This is a genomic window from Rhodococcus sp. KRD162 (assembly GCF_017168335.1).
GTDB lineage: Bacteria > Actinomycetota > Actinomycetes > Mycobacteriales > Mycobacteriaceae > Rhodococcoides.
The window spans coordinates 525477-540071 of record NZ_JABFAU010000013.1; the positions used below are offsets into that span (position 1 = coordinate 525477).

At 65.9% G+C, this 14595-nt stretch carries 17 protein-coding genes and 1 pseudogene; 13 read left to right on the forward strand and 5 right to left on the reverse strand.

All coding sequences use genetic code 11. The features are described from left to right. The first annotated feature begins 51 nt into the window (after positions 1-51). The 6 genes and pseudogenes from msrA (at position 52) to J1M87_RS19595 (ending at position 4614) form a co-directional block, all read left to right on the forward strand. The gene (gene msrA, locus J1M87_RS19570; protein WP_206491214.1) at positions 52-564 is read left to right on the forward strand and encodes a peptide-methionine (S)-S-oxide reductase MsrA; all 513 of its coding nucleotides are present in this window, start codon (positions 52-54) and stop codon (positions 562-564) included. 123 nt (positions 565-687) lie between these two features. Further along, a complete protein-coding gene (locus J1M87_RS19575) occupies positions 688-1986 on the forward strand; it encodes a DUF3533 domain-containing protein (RefSeq protein ID WP_307830866.1) in 1299 nt (432 codons plus the stop codon). Positions 1987-2005: 19 nt separating this feature from the next. Beyond that, a complete protein-coding gene (locus tag J1M87_RS19580; RefSeq protein WP_206491215.1) occupies positions 2006-2749 on the forward strand; it encodes a CPBP family intramembrane glutamic endopeptidase in 744 nt (247 codons plus the stop codon). Positions 2750-2756: 7 nt separating this feature from the next. Next, a complete protein-coding gene (locus J1M87_RS19585; protein ID WP_206491216.1) occupies positions 2757-3350 on the forward strand; it encodes a DinB family protein in 594 nt (197 codons plus the stop codon). A 222-nt stretch (positions 3351-3572) separates the two neighbouring features. Continuing rightward, positions 3573-3899, forward strand: a pseudogene (locus J1M87_RS29310) (DUF222 domain-containing protein); the annotation flags it as partial. Positions 3900-4020: 121 nt separating this feature from the next. Further along, the gene (locus tag J1M87_RS19595) at positions 4021-4614 is read left to right on the forward strand and encodes a hypothetical protein (RefSeq protein WP_206491479.1); all 594 of its coding nucleotides are present in this window, start codon (positions 4021-4023) and stop codon (positions 4612-4614) included. A gap of 31 nt (positions 4615-4645) precedes the next feature. Here the strand turns inward: J1M87_RS19595 and serS are convergent, their stop codons facing one another. Both serS and J1M87_RS19605 read right to left on the reverse strand, forming a co-directional pair. Continuing rightward, entirely contained in the window at positions 4646-5899 is a 1254-nt protein-coding gene (gene serS, locus J1M87_RS19600) for a serine--tRNA ligase (RefSeq protein WP_206491217.1), read from the reverse strand. 11 nt (positions 5900-5910) lie between these two features. After that, positions 5911-6303, reverse strand: coding sequence for an ankyrin repeat domain-containing protein (locus J1M87_RS19605; protein WP_206491218.1), 393 nt, complete (start codon positions 6301-6303; stop codon positions 5911-5913). A gap of 34 nt (positions 6304-6337) precedes the next feature. Here J1M87_RS19605 and J1M87_RS19610 point away from each other — a divergent pair, with 34 nt between their 5' ends. From J1M87_RS19610 to J1M87_RS19630, 5 genes are all read left to right on the forward strand, one after another. Continuing rightward, entirely contained in the window at positions 6338-7423 is a 1086-nt protein-coding gene (locus tag J1M87_RS19610) for a septum formation family protein (RefSeq protein ID WP_206491219.1), read from the forward strand. A 13-nt stretch (positions 7424-7436) separates the two neighbouring features. Further along, positions 7437-7769 (forward strand): metallopeptidase family protein, encoded by a 333-nt coding sequence (locus J1M87_RS19615; protein ID WP_206491220.1) that lies wholly within the window; start codon positions 7437-7439, stop codon positions 7767-7769. Between the two features lie 140 nt (positions 7770-7909). Next, entirely contained in the window at positions 7910-8221 is a 312-nt protein-coding gene (locus J1M87_RS19620; protein ID WP_206491221.1) for a PE family protein, read from the forward strand. A gap of 112 nt (positions 8222-8333) precedes the next feature. Further along, positions 8334-9506 carry a PPE domain-containing protein gene (locus tag J1M87_RS19625; protein WP_307830867.1) on the forward strand — a complete coding sequence of 391 codons (1173 nt, stop codon included), beginning with the start codon at positions 8334-8336 and terminating at the stop codon, positions 9504-9506. Further along, a complete protein-coding gene (locus J1M87_RS19630; protein ID WP_206491223.1) occupies positions 9503-10357 on the forward strand; it encodes an ESX secretion-associated protein EspG in 855 nt (284 codons plus the stop codon). Before J1M87_RS19625 ends, J1M87_RS19630 begins: the two co-directional genes overlap by 4 nt. On the opposite strand, the gene J1M87_RS19635 is transcribed toward J1M87_RS19630, so the two are convergent. The 3 genes from J1M87_RS19635 to J1M87_RS19645 are packed head-to-tail and all read right to left on the reverse strand — an operon-like array spanning position 10354 to position 12681. Then, entirely contained in the window at positions 10354-11019 is a 666-nt protein-coding gene (locus tag J1M87_RS19635; RefSeq protein WP_206491224.1) for a histidine phosphatase family protein, read from the reverse strand. The two genes, J1M87_RS19630 and J1M87_RS19635, sit on opposite strands and share 4 nt — an antisense overlap. Then, a complete protein-coding gene (gene pheA / locus J1M87_RS19640; RefSeq protein ID WP_206491225.1) occupies positions 11016-11948 on the reverse strand; it encodes a prephenate dehydratase in 933 nt (310 codons plus the stop codon). The genes J1M87_RS19635 and pheA overlap by 4 nt, the downstream gene beginning before the upstream one ends. A 10-nt stretch (positions 11949-11958) precedes the next feature. Beyond that, entirely contained in the window at positions 11959-12681 is a 723-nt protein-coding gene (locus J1M87_RS19645; protein ID WP_206491226.1) for a hypothetical protein, read from the reverse strand. Between the two features lie 116 nt (positions 12682-12797). Between J1M87_RS19645 and J1M87_RS19650 the strand changes: the two genes are divergently transcribed. Beyond that, positions 12798-13565 carry a DUF2470 domain-containing protein gene (locus J1M87_RS19650; RefSeq protein WP_206491227.1) on the forward strand — a complete coding sequence of 256 codons (768 nt, stop codon included), beginning with the start codon at positions 12798-12800 and terminating at the stop codon, positions 13563-13565. A gap of 34 nt (positions 13566-13599) precedes the next feature. Further along, positions 13600-14409, forward strand: coding sequence for a CPBP family intramembrane glutamic endopeptidase (locus J1M87_RS19655; protein ID WP_374222406.1), 810 nt, complete (start codon positions 13600-13602; stop codon positions 14407-14409). Positions 14410-14595 lie beyond the last annotated feature (186 nt).

Genomic DNA, 14595 nt, shown 5'->3' on the forward strand with positions numbered 1-14595 from the left:
CGCTCGTTCGTTGGAACCCACGTATCGATCGATAGAGCACAAGGAGTAACGATGTCTGAAGCCACCGAAACCGCCATCCTCGCCGGAGGGTGCTTCTGGGGAGCCGAGGAGCTCGTCCGCAAGCTTCCGGGTGTGGTCTCCACTCGCGTCGGCTACACAGGCGGCGAGGTGCCCAACGCCACCTACCGCAACCACGGCAACCATGCCGAGGGCCTCGAAGTGATCTACGACCCGTCCAAGACCTCGTACCGCGATCTGCTGGAGTTCTTCTTCCAGATCCACGATCCCACCACCAAGAACCGTCAGGGCAACGACATCGGAGCCAGCTACCGCTCCGCGATCTTCTACCTGAACGAGGAGCAGAAGCGCATCGCAGAGGACACGATCGCCGATGTCGACGCGTCGGGACTGTGGCCGGGCAAGGTCGTCACCGAGGTGACTGCGGCCGGTGATTTCTGGGAGGCCGAGCCCGAGCACCAGGACTACCTGCAGAAGTACCCCGAGGGATACACCTGCCACTGGGTACGTCCGGACTGGAAGCTGCCGCGTCGGGCAACCGCCTGATCAGTTTCGTTTCCTGCTCCACTCCTCGCTCTCGTCGGCGAAACTCTGCCGATTCGTGCGTCGAGTGGAGCAGGATGTGCGCTCCGGCTTCGCAGGATCCTCGAATTTTGCGACACTGATCCGGTGACTTCCGACAGAACACCTCGATCGGTGACCCAGGTCCTTCGTTCGCCGCGTTTCTGGCTGGCTCCTATCCTGGTGGTCTCGGCGTTGATGTCGTTTCTGGCCGCCCTGTATCTCGGCGGCGTACTCGACCCCCGAGGCAATCTGCACGACCTACCCATCGCGATCGTCAACCAGGACGAGGGTGACACCCTCGCGGGCGAACAACGCAACATCGGCAACGACATCGTCGACGGCCTGCTCCAGAACGTCGACTCCGAGAAGGTCGCATTTCGCCAGGTCGGGCCGGCACAGGCCGACTCGATGCTGTCGACGGCCGAGGTCTACGGTTCCATCGCCATTCCCAGCGATTTCACGAAGAGAATGGGAATTCTCGCGCAGGCGAGTGTGATTCCCGGCGATGTCGAAAAGCCGATCATCACCGTCTACACCAATCCGCGCGCGGGCAGTTTCGGAATGTCACTCGTGACCGGAGTCGCCACACCTGCATTCGAGTCGGTCAATCAGACTGTCGGACAACAGATCACCGAACAGGTGCGCCAGCAGCTCGGTGACACTCAGCTCGCCGGTGCAAGCGCTCTCACCCTCGCACAGCCGATCGATGTGATCGTCACCCAATACGATCCTCTACCCGACGGCACCGGCGGGGGCTTGTCCGCCTTCTACTACGCGCTCCTGCTCGTCCTGGCGGGCTTCACCGGTGCGACCATCGTCAGCACCCTCGTCGACGGCCTACTCGGATTCACACCAACGGAAATCGGTCCCAAGTACATCCATCGTGGACCGACCCGGATCAATCGCTTCCAGACGCTGCTCGTGAAATGGCTGGTGATGATCGTCCTCGCCATGCTGGTCTCGGCCCTCTATCTGCTGATCAGCCATCTGCTCGGTATGCCGATCACCCATGCCTGGACCTTGTGGATGTACGGCGCGTTCGCGATCACAGCGGTCGGCGTCACGGCGCTGGCGGTGATGTCCGCGTTCGGCACGGCAGGATTGCTGGTCAATCTGATCGTGTTCATCATTCTGGCGTTGCCGTCCTCGGGCGGCACCATCCCCCTCGAGGCCAGCCCGCCGATCTTCACCTGGCTCGCGCAGTTCGAGCCCATGCACCAGATCTTCCTCGGCACCCGGTCGATCCTGTACTTCAACGCCTCACTCGACGCGGGCCTGCTCCATTCGGTGTCGATGACTGCACTCGGACTGCTCATCGGGCTGGTATTCGGCCTGGTGTTCACCCTCCTCTACGACCGGAAAGGCCTCGATCGAAGCCTCGATTCTGCGGGCGCTCTCAGCTGACGTCAGTACACTCGCTCCAATGCCTGCTGTGAACCCGGCCGGGAGCGCTGTGCCCCGACGTGCCTTCCACGCGTATCTCGACGTCGCCGTCGTCGTACTGGTGCTCGTGGGGACCAATCTGATCGCGCACTTCACCACTGCCTGGGCCAGTATCGCGACGGTTCCCATCGCTGCAATTCTGTTGGTGGTCCTCTCGAACCGCCGCAGCCTTGGCTGGGCCGAGCTGGGCCTGTCTCCGAAACAGTGGAAGACGGGTTCGCTGTACGCGCTGGGCGCCGTCGGGATCGTCCTCACCGTCGTGGCGATCGGCGCATTGCTGCCCCTCACCAGACCTTTCTTCATGGCCGATCGGTACGCCACCGTCTCAGCCGCCCTGATCGCCTCGATGATCGTCATCCCCTTGCAGACCGTCATCCCCGAGGAACTCGCATTCCGCGGAGTTCTGCACGGCACCCTGGGTCGCATTTACGGTGCGCGAGGCGTCTTCGCCGCCGGTTCGCTGCTGTTCGGGCTGTGGCACATCGCGTCCTCGCTCGGCCTGACAGCAGGCAATGTGGGGCTCAGCGGATTCCTCGGCGGCGGCGTCTTCGGGCAGGTCGTAGGCATCGCACTGGCCGTTGCCGCGACGGCTGCAGCCGGGGTGGTGTTCACGTGGCTGCGCAGCCGCAGCGGCAGCTTGATTGCCCCCATCGCCCTGCACTGGTCGCTCAACGGGCTCGGAGCCTTGGCTGCGGCCCTGGTCTGGCACGCGTCGGTGAGCTGAGGCGGTCATGAAAGACATGTTGTGGCAATACCTTCGGATCGCCCGCCAGAACATGCTGTGGAAGCTCGACGGCCTCACCGAGTACCAGATGCGTCGGCCCATGACCCCGACCGGTACCAACCTGCTGGGGCTGGTGAAGCACCTCGCGCTGGTGGAGTACGGCTACTTCGGGCTCACGTTCGGTCGTGAGTTTCCGGCGCGTTTCGCCGAACTCGAGAAATCAGCCATCGCACGGCTCAATTCCGACATGTGGGCCGCCGCCGACGAGTCCTCCGAGTCGATCATCGCCCTATACCGCGAGGCGTGGGTGCATTCGGACGCCACGATCGCCGCCCTGGAATTGGACTCCCCCGGCACGGTGCTGCACTGGCCCGCAGACAAGCAGAACATCGATCTGCATCGTGTGCTGGTGCACCTGGTGGCCGAGACCAACCGCCATTGCGGGCATGCGGACATCGTGCGCGAGCTCATCGACAGTTCGGTTGGACTACGACTGGGCAACGAGAACATGGCCGACGGCGATGCGCAGTGGTGGGCCGAGTATCGCGCCGAACTGGAAAGCGTTGCGCGCGAGGCTGACGAAGTTCGTCCGAAGAACTGACGGCCTGACGTACGAGTTCGTTCGAGACGGCAACTCTCACGGCGTCCCGTCGTACCGAAGGGCATTGGCAGCCTGCCACGGAAGGCATCCGGTCCACAGCCACCGAGAAGGTGACTACCACGAGCTACCGACAAGAATGTGCTCGCGAATAGTTTTGCAAGGCAATAGTTTTCGATTTGACGATCATTGCGACTCGAACACTAGTTCGATACAGTTTGAGTCATGACGACCGAGATCTGGCAACTGAGCGAGGATCAACTCCTCGCCGACGCCGCCGCGGTCTCCCACCAGATCCAGTTGTTGGAAGCCCGCCGGATCGCTCTCGTCGCCGAGATCGACACCCGCGTCACCCGCGAGAAACTCGGCTTCCCCGGACCCGCCGGCTGGCTCACCTCCACCACCCTGCTCACGCCAGGCAAAGCCAACAAAATTCTCGCCCTCGCCCGCGGACTGAAGAACTTCCCCGACATCGCCGACGCCGTCAACACCGGCAGCATCTCCATCGACCACGCCGCCCTCATCCTCGACTTCGCCGAAACCCCACCCCACGACCTCCCACCCGAGGGCCGCGACATGGCCCGGGCAGCACTGATCACCGCCGCGACCGGGCCCGAAGCCCGCACCGGACCCCCCGGGAAACCCCGGCGCGGCGGCAGCGCTGCGTCCGTTCGTGGGCGATCTCGTCGGCGGTGGAATAGGTGTCGTCACAGCACGGTGTTGGACGGTTCCGCCCACCAAGATTCCCGCGATGTACGCCGACACCGCCGCAATTCTTGCCGCCGTTGCAGGCCTCGGCCTCGACGGCCAGTACGCGGTGACGTGGACCGGGCCCACTGCGACGGTCAGCATCAAACGCAGTGAGATCGCATCCGGCTACGCATGCCCCGCCGTCTATCCCACCGGCAGCCCTCAGGTGTTCGACGCGGCAGATGCGGCCTACACCGTCGACCGCTATCTGGGACGGGTCGCCGGGAGTCCGGTCAACCGCAACGACGTCGAGGAGAACTACCCGCTCGTCTGCGAAGCCCGACGAACATGGGACCCCGCGGCCAGCGGATCCCCCACCGCGCCACCGCTGGCAGAGAACCCGGGCATCCTGCCCGCGATCACCTCGTTCGATCCCGACAGCGTCTTCGTCACCGCACAGAACGGCATCTACACGCAGGTCAACGCGGACATCATCGACGCCTCGGGCAACTACCAGAACCGAACCTTCGTGCTGACGATCGGCGGCGAGGGCTACTGCATCGGCAATATCGCCTGATGTCGCAGGCGACGACCCCCGGGAAGAACACCTAGCTCAGTACGTCCGTTCCGACGAACGGCACGAGAGCCTCCGGGACCCGGACGGTGCCGTCGGCCTGCTGGTGGTTTTCCAGGATCGCCACGATCCAACGGGTGGTGGCGAGGGTGCCGTTGAGGGTCGCGGCCGTCTGCGGCTTGCCGTTCTCGTCGCGGTACCGCACGCCGAGGCGTCGGGCCTGGAAGGTCGTGCAGTTGGAGGTGGAGGTGAGTTCGCGGTAGGCCTGCTGGGTCGGCACCCATGCCTCGCAGTCGAACTTGCGGGCGGCCGAGGAACCGAGATCGCCGCCTGCGGTGTCGATGACGCGGTAGGGCACCTCGACGGCAGCGAGCATCTCCTTCTCGAACTCCAGCAGCTTCTGGTGCTCGGCCGCTGCGTCCTCCGGTTTGATGTAGGAGAACATTTCGATCTTGTCGAATTGGTGGACTCGAATGATGCCGCGGGTGTCCTTGCCGTAGCTGCCCGCTTCCCGGCGGAAGCACGAGGACCATCCCGCGTAGCGCTTGGGGCCGTCGGCGAGGTCGATGATCTCGTTCGAGTGGTAGCCGGCGAGCGCTACTTCCGAGGTTCCGACGAGGTAGAGGTCGTCGGCTTCGAGTCGGTAGATCTCGTCCGCGTGTGCGCCGAGGAAGCCGGTTCCGGACATGATCTCGGGCCGCACCAGCACCGGCGGGATCATCATGGTGAAGCCGTTCTTGACTGCTTTCTGCGCGGCGAGCTGCAGCAGCCCCTGCTGGAGCAGCGCCCCGTAGCCGGTCATGAAGTAGAAGCGCGAGCCCGATACCTTCGCTCCGCGTTCCATGTCGATCAGGTTCAGCGCTTCGCCGAGTTCGAGATGATCCTTGGGCTCGAAGTCGAACTCCGGGAGATCTCCGACGGTCTCGAGCAGCACGAAGTCGTCTTCGCCGCCCGCAGGTGTGCCGTCCTGCACGATGTTCGAGATCGCCCGGTGAGCCGTATCGAGGGCTGCGTCGGCCTCGGCTTCGGCGGCCTGCGCTGCCTTGACTTCGGCGGCGAGTTCCGACGCCCCGGCGAGCAGCGCGGGCCGGTCCTCGGCGGAGGCTTTACCGACCCGCTTTCCCAGTGCTTTCTGCTCGGCCCGCAACTGATCGCCCGCCAGCACGGCAGCACGGCGGGACGCGTCGGCGTCGAGAAGCGCGTCGACGAGAGCGGGGTCCTCGCCTCGGGTTCGCTGCGAGGCGCGCACGGCATCGGGATTTTCGCGAAGGAATTTCAGGTCGATCACGAGAGGGAACCTTACTTGCCGAGCAACCCCAGGTAATCCTCGCGTCCGAACATCGTTGCAGCATCGATCGCCGTCGGATGGCCACCATGGGGGTCGGCTCCGCCGTCGACGAGTACGCGCACGATCTCGTCCTCGCCCTTGAATACCGCCCCTGCGAGTGGGGTCTGTCCCTTGTCGTTGGGCTTGTTCGCATCGGCACCGCGTTCGAGCAGCACCCGCACCGCGTCGGCATGTCCGTGATACGCAGCGAGCATGATCAACGTGTCCCCGGACTCGTTGTGCAGATTCACCGGCACACCCGCGTCGAGATAACTCGCCAGAGCCCGAGCATCACCGGTGCGCGCCATCGTGAACAGACGCCCCGCCAGCTCGCTGAGGTCATCGTCACCTGTCGGGTCGTTCATGGGCACCGAAGATACTCGGGCATGATGGAGGGTGATGCCCGGATACGAAACAGACACCCCGACGAGCGAGAAGTCTCGTCGAACACTGTCTGCAACCACCGCTCGACGCGGTCTTGCCCTGGTTGCAGTCGGAGCAGTCCTGGCTGCTGGGGCGACGGTTTTCTTCTCCGACGGATTCTCGACGCCCGAGAAGATCATCACCCATACGACGGCAAGTGGCCCTGCCACCGCCGGGCCCGTGACTGCGTCCTCGTTCGGTGCGGCCGATCCCGGCACGTGTCTGCAGTGGACGCCCACCGACGATCCGGAGACGGACCGCCAGGATCTGGCCGAAGTATCGTGCGCCGATCCTCATCGTTTCGAGGTCGCCCGCGACATCGACATGAGTGTGTACCCGGGAGTCGAGTTCGGTCCGGGTTCGCCGTACCCCGGATCCATTCGCTTCGGCGAGTTGCGCGACGAGCACTGCGTGTCTGCCGTAGATCAGTACGTCGGTGCCAAGTTCGACCCCAGTGGACGCTTCGGCGTCGGGCTGATGTTCCCCAGCCAGGCCGGATGGGCCAAGGGCGAGCGAACTCTGCGCTGCGGAGTGCAGATGCCGTCGAACACCGGTGCCCTGCTGGAAGTGACCGGCTCGATTCTGGACCAGGACCAGTCCAAGGTGTGGCCGACGGGCACCTGCATCGGCATCAATCAGAACGTGCCTGCCGATCCGGTGGACTGCTCGGCACCGCACGCCTACGAGGTCGCATCGGTGATCAACCTGACTCAGCAGTTCCCTGGCGGTCACCCGTCCGAGGGCGATCAGGACGCGTATCTGGAAGGCACGTGCACCGATGCCGTCAACGGCTACCTCGGCTCGGACACCGCCCTGCGCGACAAGACCCTGACGTTGTTCTGGGACACGATCGACGGTGCGAGCTGGCTGGCCGGTAGCCGTCAGGTGACGTGCTCGGTGGGCAAAGAACTCGACTCGGGCGGCTTCGCGACCATCGTCGGCACCGCCAAGGGCGACATCCTCATCAACGGTGCTGCCCCGGTGCCCCCTCCTGCCGCTCCCGAGGGCCGGGCTCTCCCGATTCCGCTGCCCGGTGCCGCTCCGATCACTGCCGGAGGATGACATCCCCACCCACATGACCCGGGTCGACTTCGAGGAAGCCGTCTCCGATGCCCTCGACACCCTGCCGCGAGAGCTCACCGATTTCATGAACAACGTCGTTGTTCTCGTCGAGGAGGAGCACCCGACCGAGGACATTCTCGGGCTGTACGAGGGCATCGCGCTGACCGACCGCTTCGAGTACAGCGGTCATCTCCCGGACGTCATCACCATCTATCGCAAGCCGATTCTGGAGATGGTCGCCGACGAGGCCGAGGCCCGACGTGAGATCGCCATCACCGTGGCCCACGAAATCGGGCATCACTTCGGCATCGACGACGAGCGACTGCATCAACTCGGCTTCGGCTGAGCGCACACGCACTGCCGCGGGGCGCAACTGCGCCGCAGAGAGTTCGTGCTCAGTTTTTCGCATGTCGATGGAACCAAACCGCGCACGCTGGCGTCCTACCTACCGACAGCAGAAGTTCTCGAGATCGAGGAGCGTGGCTCATGACCGTCATCAAGGTGGATCCTGTGGCACTCGAGCTCGCCGCCTCGGAACTCGATGCGGTCGCCGCGCGCTTGCAGGCCGCCGTCACTGCTACCGCTGTTCCGATGCGGCCTCTGCCGCCGGGCACGGACGAGGTGTCGCTGCTCACCGAGCGATTCTTCGGCACCGCAGCCGATACCTTCGGACCCGCCGCAGCGCAGGGCATCGCGGAGCTGCACCGAGCGGCAGCGGAATTGCGGAAGCAGGCAGCGGACTATGTGGCCACCGACGACGACACGGCCGGTGGCCTGCCCGGGCTCCCCGGCATCTGAGGCAGGCACGCACTCGAGAGAACCCGTCTCGACCGGACCACGACAATCTCGACCGGACCACGACAATGACGCAGGGCCGAAACATCATGGGGGCTAGAGGATGACGCTCGGAGTGACAGGTGTGGTGTGGCTGCCACGCACGGCGACGGGAAATTCGACGCGATTGCTCGGGCCAGGTCCGGTGCCGCTGCACGTCGCGGGCGGTGCGTGGGGTTCGGTGGCGGCGGCGTTCACCGAGGCGTCGGCGAGCATCGCTGCCGTCACGGCGGCGTTGACCGAAGGTTGGGAGGGTGATTCGGCTCTGCTCGCCCAGGCCGCGCTCGCCCGGTTCGCCACATGGACCGGCGCGACGGCAGCCAAGGCTGCATCGTTGTCGGTCGAGGCCCCGGCGGCCGGTACCTCCTATGGCGTCGCGCTGGCGACCATGCCCTCGCTCGTGGAGATCGGTGCCGTGCAGGCCGCGAAGGTCGCCGCGGCGTCGACGGGCGGTGCATTGAACGGCAGTTACGAGGCGGCCGAGGTGGCCGATCGATTGCTCGATATCCGTGCCGCCCTGGTGATGGAAGGGTTCGAGCTGGTGTCCTCGCATCGCATCGTCAAGACCACCTTCGATCACCCGCCTGCCATCGTCTCCGATTCCGGCAGCGGCCTCGGTAGGTTCGCCAACGGTGCACTGATGACCTCGCCGGTTCAGGCAGCGATCGGTGGCCTGATGGCGGCACACAACCCGGGAGTTGCCGCGGCGGCAGGCCAGCTCGGTAGCGCAGCCACGTCGGTCGCCGGAACGGGCGTCTCCACCGTGGCCACCGCCGCATCGAACATCGCATCGACGGCGCTCGCCGGCGGACCAGGGGCCGCAGGTGGTCACGGTCTCCCGCCCGCAGGTCCGGGGTCCGGGGCTGTCGGCCCGGCATCGACGCGTCCGGTCTCGTTCGGGGCTCCAGGCGGCTCCGGCGGAGTCGGCGGTATCGGCGGGTTCGCAATGACCGGCTCGGGGTTGGGTCCCGCGGGCGGTGGATCGACGCCGTCGGTTGCGGGCCAGAGTGGTCCCAGCAGTGTCTCGGGCGCACCAGCCTCAGCCGACGGGGGCCTGGCTCAGCGTGGAACCGGCGCGGCTGGAGCCCCGGCCGCAGGCGCACGCGGTCAGGCCGAGGACGACGAGCACGAAACACCGGACTACCTCAAGCAGTTCGAGCACTTCGCGGATGGTCGCACCGTCGCACCGTCCGTCATCGGCGCGGATCCGACGCTGCCCGCATCCGCTACCAACGGGAACGGCCGTTGATCGACTTGGGAACCGTGCCGGTGGGCCACACATTGCCGAACGCCCGGCTCGGCATCGATGAAATGGACTTCCTCGTCGACGAACTGTCGATCGCCGAACTACCGGTTGTTCTCGACGTGTTTCCTCGCTTCGACGACGTCCTCGCCCGAGACCGGGCCCTGGGTCGGGGCCGCAGTGCCCTCGACACCGCAGGACTGCTGGTCGGGGGCGACGTTCACGAAGACCTTCAGCGCTGGATGCGGGTTCTCGAACAACCGCACTGGTACGTCTCGGCCCGCATCTTCGATACCGAGGCAGAACAACCCGCTCCCACCACCCGAATCTGTGTCGCTTCCGACGACCGGACCACGGTGTCGGCGGTCCGCACAGACGATGAGACGACAATCCGGTTGATCCTGGGCGACCCCGCTCGCGACCTCCTCGCCTCGATCGGTTCGGCCACATCGCTCGAACTGGGCAACGTCGAACTGGGCAACTCCAACCTGGGCGATGTCAACGCTCCTACCGATCTGCTGGCCGAGGCGCTCGATGCGGCACCGAGCGATGTCGGGGCAACCGCTTCGCGCCTCCGCAGAATCGGAGTAGCGGACGATCGCGCCGCCGCACTCGCCTCTGCCCTGGCCACCTGCGCCGGCAGAACCGAGATCACGGCCGTCGCGCGCAGGCACGGCACCCGGCAGGTGGCCGGCCGGCCCGTGGCCCTGTTCGACACCCGAGCAGGCCGCATCGTCGCGACCTCGGCCCTCGCCGCCGACGGCACGTCGTGGAGTTCACTGACCGGCGCGACGGACAGCAAGGTCGCAGCCGCCCTCACCGAACTGATCGGCTCGGCGCGGCGCCATGGCCGCTAGCTGATCGGATTGTCTGCTTCGTCGCTGCCCTTGCCCTCGAACGGCGGCAGGAACGTGCCCCATTTGGCGCAGGCCCACCCGCCGCCGGGCAGGGGAAGAAGCTCGACGGTGTCCGTGTTGTCGAGGTGATTGTCGGCCGCGAAGGTCCCGTCGACGCCGGTCAGTACCGCGGCCACCAATCTGATGGCGGCACCGTGACTGACGACAACCACATCGCCTGCCGTGTCGTCGCCGAGGTACTGCGATCGGAATCCGTCGAGCACCGGCACGTAGCGCTCGAGCACCGAATGGCCGCTGTCTCCGCCCGGCACTGCCGCCGCCAGGTCGCCGTCGTGCCAGCGACGAAAGACCTCGGTGAACTCCCGGTGCGCGTCAGGGTCGTCTCGGTCTTCCAGATCTCCGGCGAAGGTTTCGTGAATTCCGTCGACCACGAGGAGCGGAACCGATGTCGCACGTTCGATGTACCCGGCCGTTTGTTTGGCGCGCAGCGCTACCGAGGACGCCAGCACAGCGGGAGGGCGATTGACCCACGTCTGTGCGTACCGCTCGGCCTGCTGATGCCCCAGCTCGGTCAGTTCGGCTCCCGGCGGTGCGGTATCGAGCATCTTCGCGACGTTGGCCTTGGTCTGACCGTGCCGCACGAGGATCAACTTACCCATCACAGATCACCGCGACCGGCTCGGATATCGGTGAGCCACTGCACGTGTTCGTCGATCGGCGGCGGCACCGATCCTCCCGTTCCTGTTGCGGTAGGCCATGATCCGAGGAAGCGCAGCGGCATCTTGCGGTGGAAGGCCGTCAACGCCTCGGCGACGAGCGGGTCCTCGATATGGCCTGCGCAGTCGACGAAGAATCGGTAGGTGCCCAATTGTGAACGGGTAGGCCGCGATTCGATGAATGTCAGATCGATGTTGCGAATTCCGAACTCGGCCAACGCCGCGGGCAGAGTGCCGGGATCGTTCGGCGGTTCGAGCACCACTGCCGTGCGATCCGCGCCGGTCCGCGGGGCAACCGGCCGCGGCGGCGTCACCAGCAGGAAGCGGGTTCGGGCACCCTCGACGTCGATGACGCCGTCGGCCAACGTCGGCAGCGACAGTCGCTCACCGGCCAACCGCGTCGATATTGCAGAATCGACGATTCCGGCGGCAACATCCTCTGCCGCACCGGCATTCGACGACGCCGACTGGACCACCGCATCGGGCATCGTGGATTGCAACCACTGCCGCACCTGATTGAGAGCGATGGGGTACGCACTGATGGTGCGAGCCGATTCGAGCGTGACGGAAGGGCCGCCGAGGACGGTGAAGGCCACCTCGATCTCGGTCTCGGCGACGATCTGCAACCGTCGCCCCTCGGACAACGCGTCGAGCGTCGGGGGGACAGCCCCTTCGATCGAGCTTTCGATGGGAACCACAGCCGCATCGGCCGCACCCGAGCGGACGGCCTCGAGGGCGGCAGGCGGGCTCGCGGCCGATACCCGCTCGACGGCACCGTGCAAGCCGACGGCTTCGATGGTTCCCAGCTTTTCGAACTGCGCCAGCGCCATCTCCGTGAACGTTCCCGATGGGCCGAAATAAGCTATGCGAGGCACGCCTTGAAGGCTACGTTGCCGCGCTGTCGTCGGCGATCAATCCGACCTCGACGAGCCGCGCGCGGGCACCGGCGGCATCGGGAACCTCGACTCCGAACAGCACGTCGCGCACCGCCTCGGCGGCCTCGGGGATCAGAGCCCGTAGTGCAGCGACATTCGGCGCGGCCAGCGCGCCGACGATGTCGTCCCCGCGCAGCGACGCCACCGTTGCGGCGAGGATCGCGAGCACCTCGTCACCGGTCTCGGCGCGTGCGACCAAACCGACGTCGGAGTGGGACACCACCGCGAGTACGTCGGCGATGCGCCGTGGGGTGTCGCCGACGCCGATGCCGAGCGTCCGGTGCGCGAGGGCGACGGCCTCCGCCGTCTCGGCGACGTCGATCGCGTCGAACACCGGGAAGACCACCAACGGGGAGGGCAACTGCAGCGCGAGCGCATCGGCGAGATGCTCGGCTGGCGCGTCGACCTCGAATCGAACTGCCTCGTAGCCGCAGGTCGGATCGTCGCGAAGCCGGTCGGGGTCTATGTCGAGACGGACCACGACGCGACCGAGGTTTTCCGATTCGGCGGTTGCGAGCAGGGTCGATGCCCGGACCACCGGCGGGCCGTACCCGGCTCCGCGTGGGGCGGCGTGCAGCTCGGCAGCATCGGAGCAGATCGGCAGCAGCAGCTCCTGCACGAGTGCGTACGGGTCGGGTCGGTGTGGCACACCGAGGGTCAATGGAATCGGCACGTCCTCACGGTAGTCCCGGCACGCTCTTGCGATTCCCCCCACGTCGCTATAACTTAGGGAACAGTAACTTAGGTTGCCCTCACCTACTTGGCCGTTCGATCGCATCGGAGGAACCCATGCTCGGCGCAACCACCACCGGCCCGTCCACCGCCGAACGCGTACGCAGCGCGTGCATGCGCGCCGACAACGCCAATCTCGCCATCGACGGCCGCGATCCGGTGATCACCTCGCTGCACCACCTGCGACCCAACGGCGAGATGATCCTCGCTGTCCCCACCGACACCCATGACGACACGGACACCCCGCACCGTTCACGTGCCGGACTCCCGGCCGTTCTCGAACTCACCGATCACGCTCCGCTCGCCCTCCGGGAACCGGTGCGTTCGCTGGTGTGGCTGCGCGGAGATCTGCGCCCGGTCCCGGCATCGCTGCTGCGCCCCATGGCCGCAGCCGTGGCCGCCGAACACCCGTATCCGGCTTTGCTGGACGTGGGCCACACCACCTCGCTGATGCGGCTGACCCTCGGATCTGCTGTGGTCGCGGACAGTAGCGGCGCAGCACCGGTCGACGTGGAATCGCTGTTGGCGGCCGAACCCGATCCGTTCTGGGAGATGGAGACCAGCTGGCTCGAACATCTCGATTCCGACCATCCCGACCTGCTCGCCCAACTGTCCCGACGCCTCCCGCCGTCACTGCGGCAGGGCCGGGTGCGCCCACTGGGTATCGATCGCTACGGCATTCGACTGCGCATCGAAGGTGAGCACGCAGACAACGACGTTCGACTGGGATTCACGACGCGCGTCGACGATGTGGTCTCACTCGGCCGGGCGCTGCGCGTGCTTGCGGGCTGCCCGTTCCTCAACGGGCTACGCGCCCGCGGCTGATACCCAAGCACGAGAAACAAGGCAGAATCGTGCGGTGATCGACTTCAAGAGCTGGTTGACGCCACCGCCGCCGGAACGTACCGCTCCCCTGCCGGACGCCCGCGAACGCACGACCATCAAGGTCGAGATCGCAATCGTGCTGCTGGTGACGTTCGGCCTCAGCGGCATGAGCAGCATCCTCTCGCTCATCGAGGACGCCCTCCAGACTGCTGCTCTGTCCGATCAGACCGTCGCGCTGAACTCCTCGCGATCGAGCTTCAGCCTGATCGATCTACTGTTCCAACTCCTGAGCATTCTGCGATTGTGCGCGTGGGGTGCGTTGGGCCTGTACCTGCTGTGGCGGGCCGATCTGGCTCCTCGCACGATCGGTCTGGCCAGACCACGCCTGAAGCTCGACCTCGGTCACGGCCTCGGTCTTGCGATGCTGATCGGCCTTCCCGGTTTGGCGCTGTACCTCGTCGGCAACGCCATCGGCCTCAATCTGAACGTCGTCCCCAGCGCCCTGGACGACCATTGGTGGCGTATCCCTGCACTGATTCTGTACGCCCTGGCCAATTCCGGTGCCGAGGAAATCATCGTCGTGGCGTATCTGATCTCGCGCCTGCGCAGACTCGGCCTGAGCGAGAACGCGTCCCTGCTCGGTTCGGCCCTGCTGCGCGGCAGTTACCACTTCTACCAAGGGGTGGGAGGCGGGGTCGGCAACTTCCTGATGGGCCTGGTGTTCGGCCGCTACTGGCAGCGCACCGGCAGGCTCTGGCCGCTTCTGATCGCACACGCATCGATCGACATAGTTGCCTTCGTGGGCTACGCCCTGCTGCGCGATCATCTGACCTGGCTTCCATAGGCCTGTCGGCAATCCACAGGCCTGGCGACTATCCACAGACCTGTCGGCGATCCATAGGCCTGTCGGCAACGGGCCTGCTGTTTCCGCGGCGGTGGGTACAGTCGATCCGTGAACGACGACGATCGCTACGGACGGCATGGCGCGCCGGACCGACGCACGCCGCCTCCCGGTCGAACCCCGCAGCCC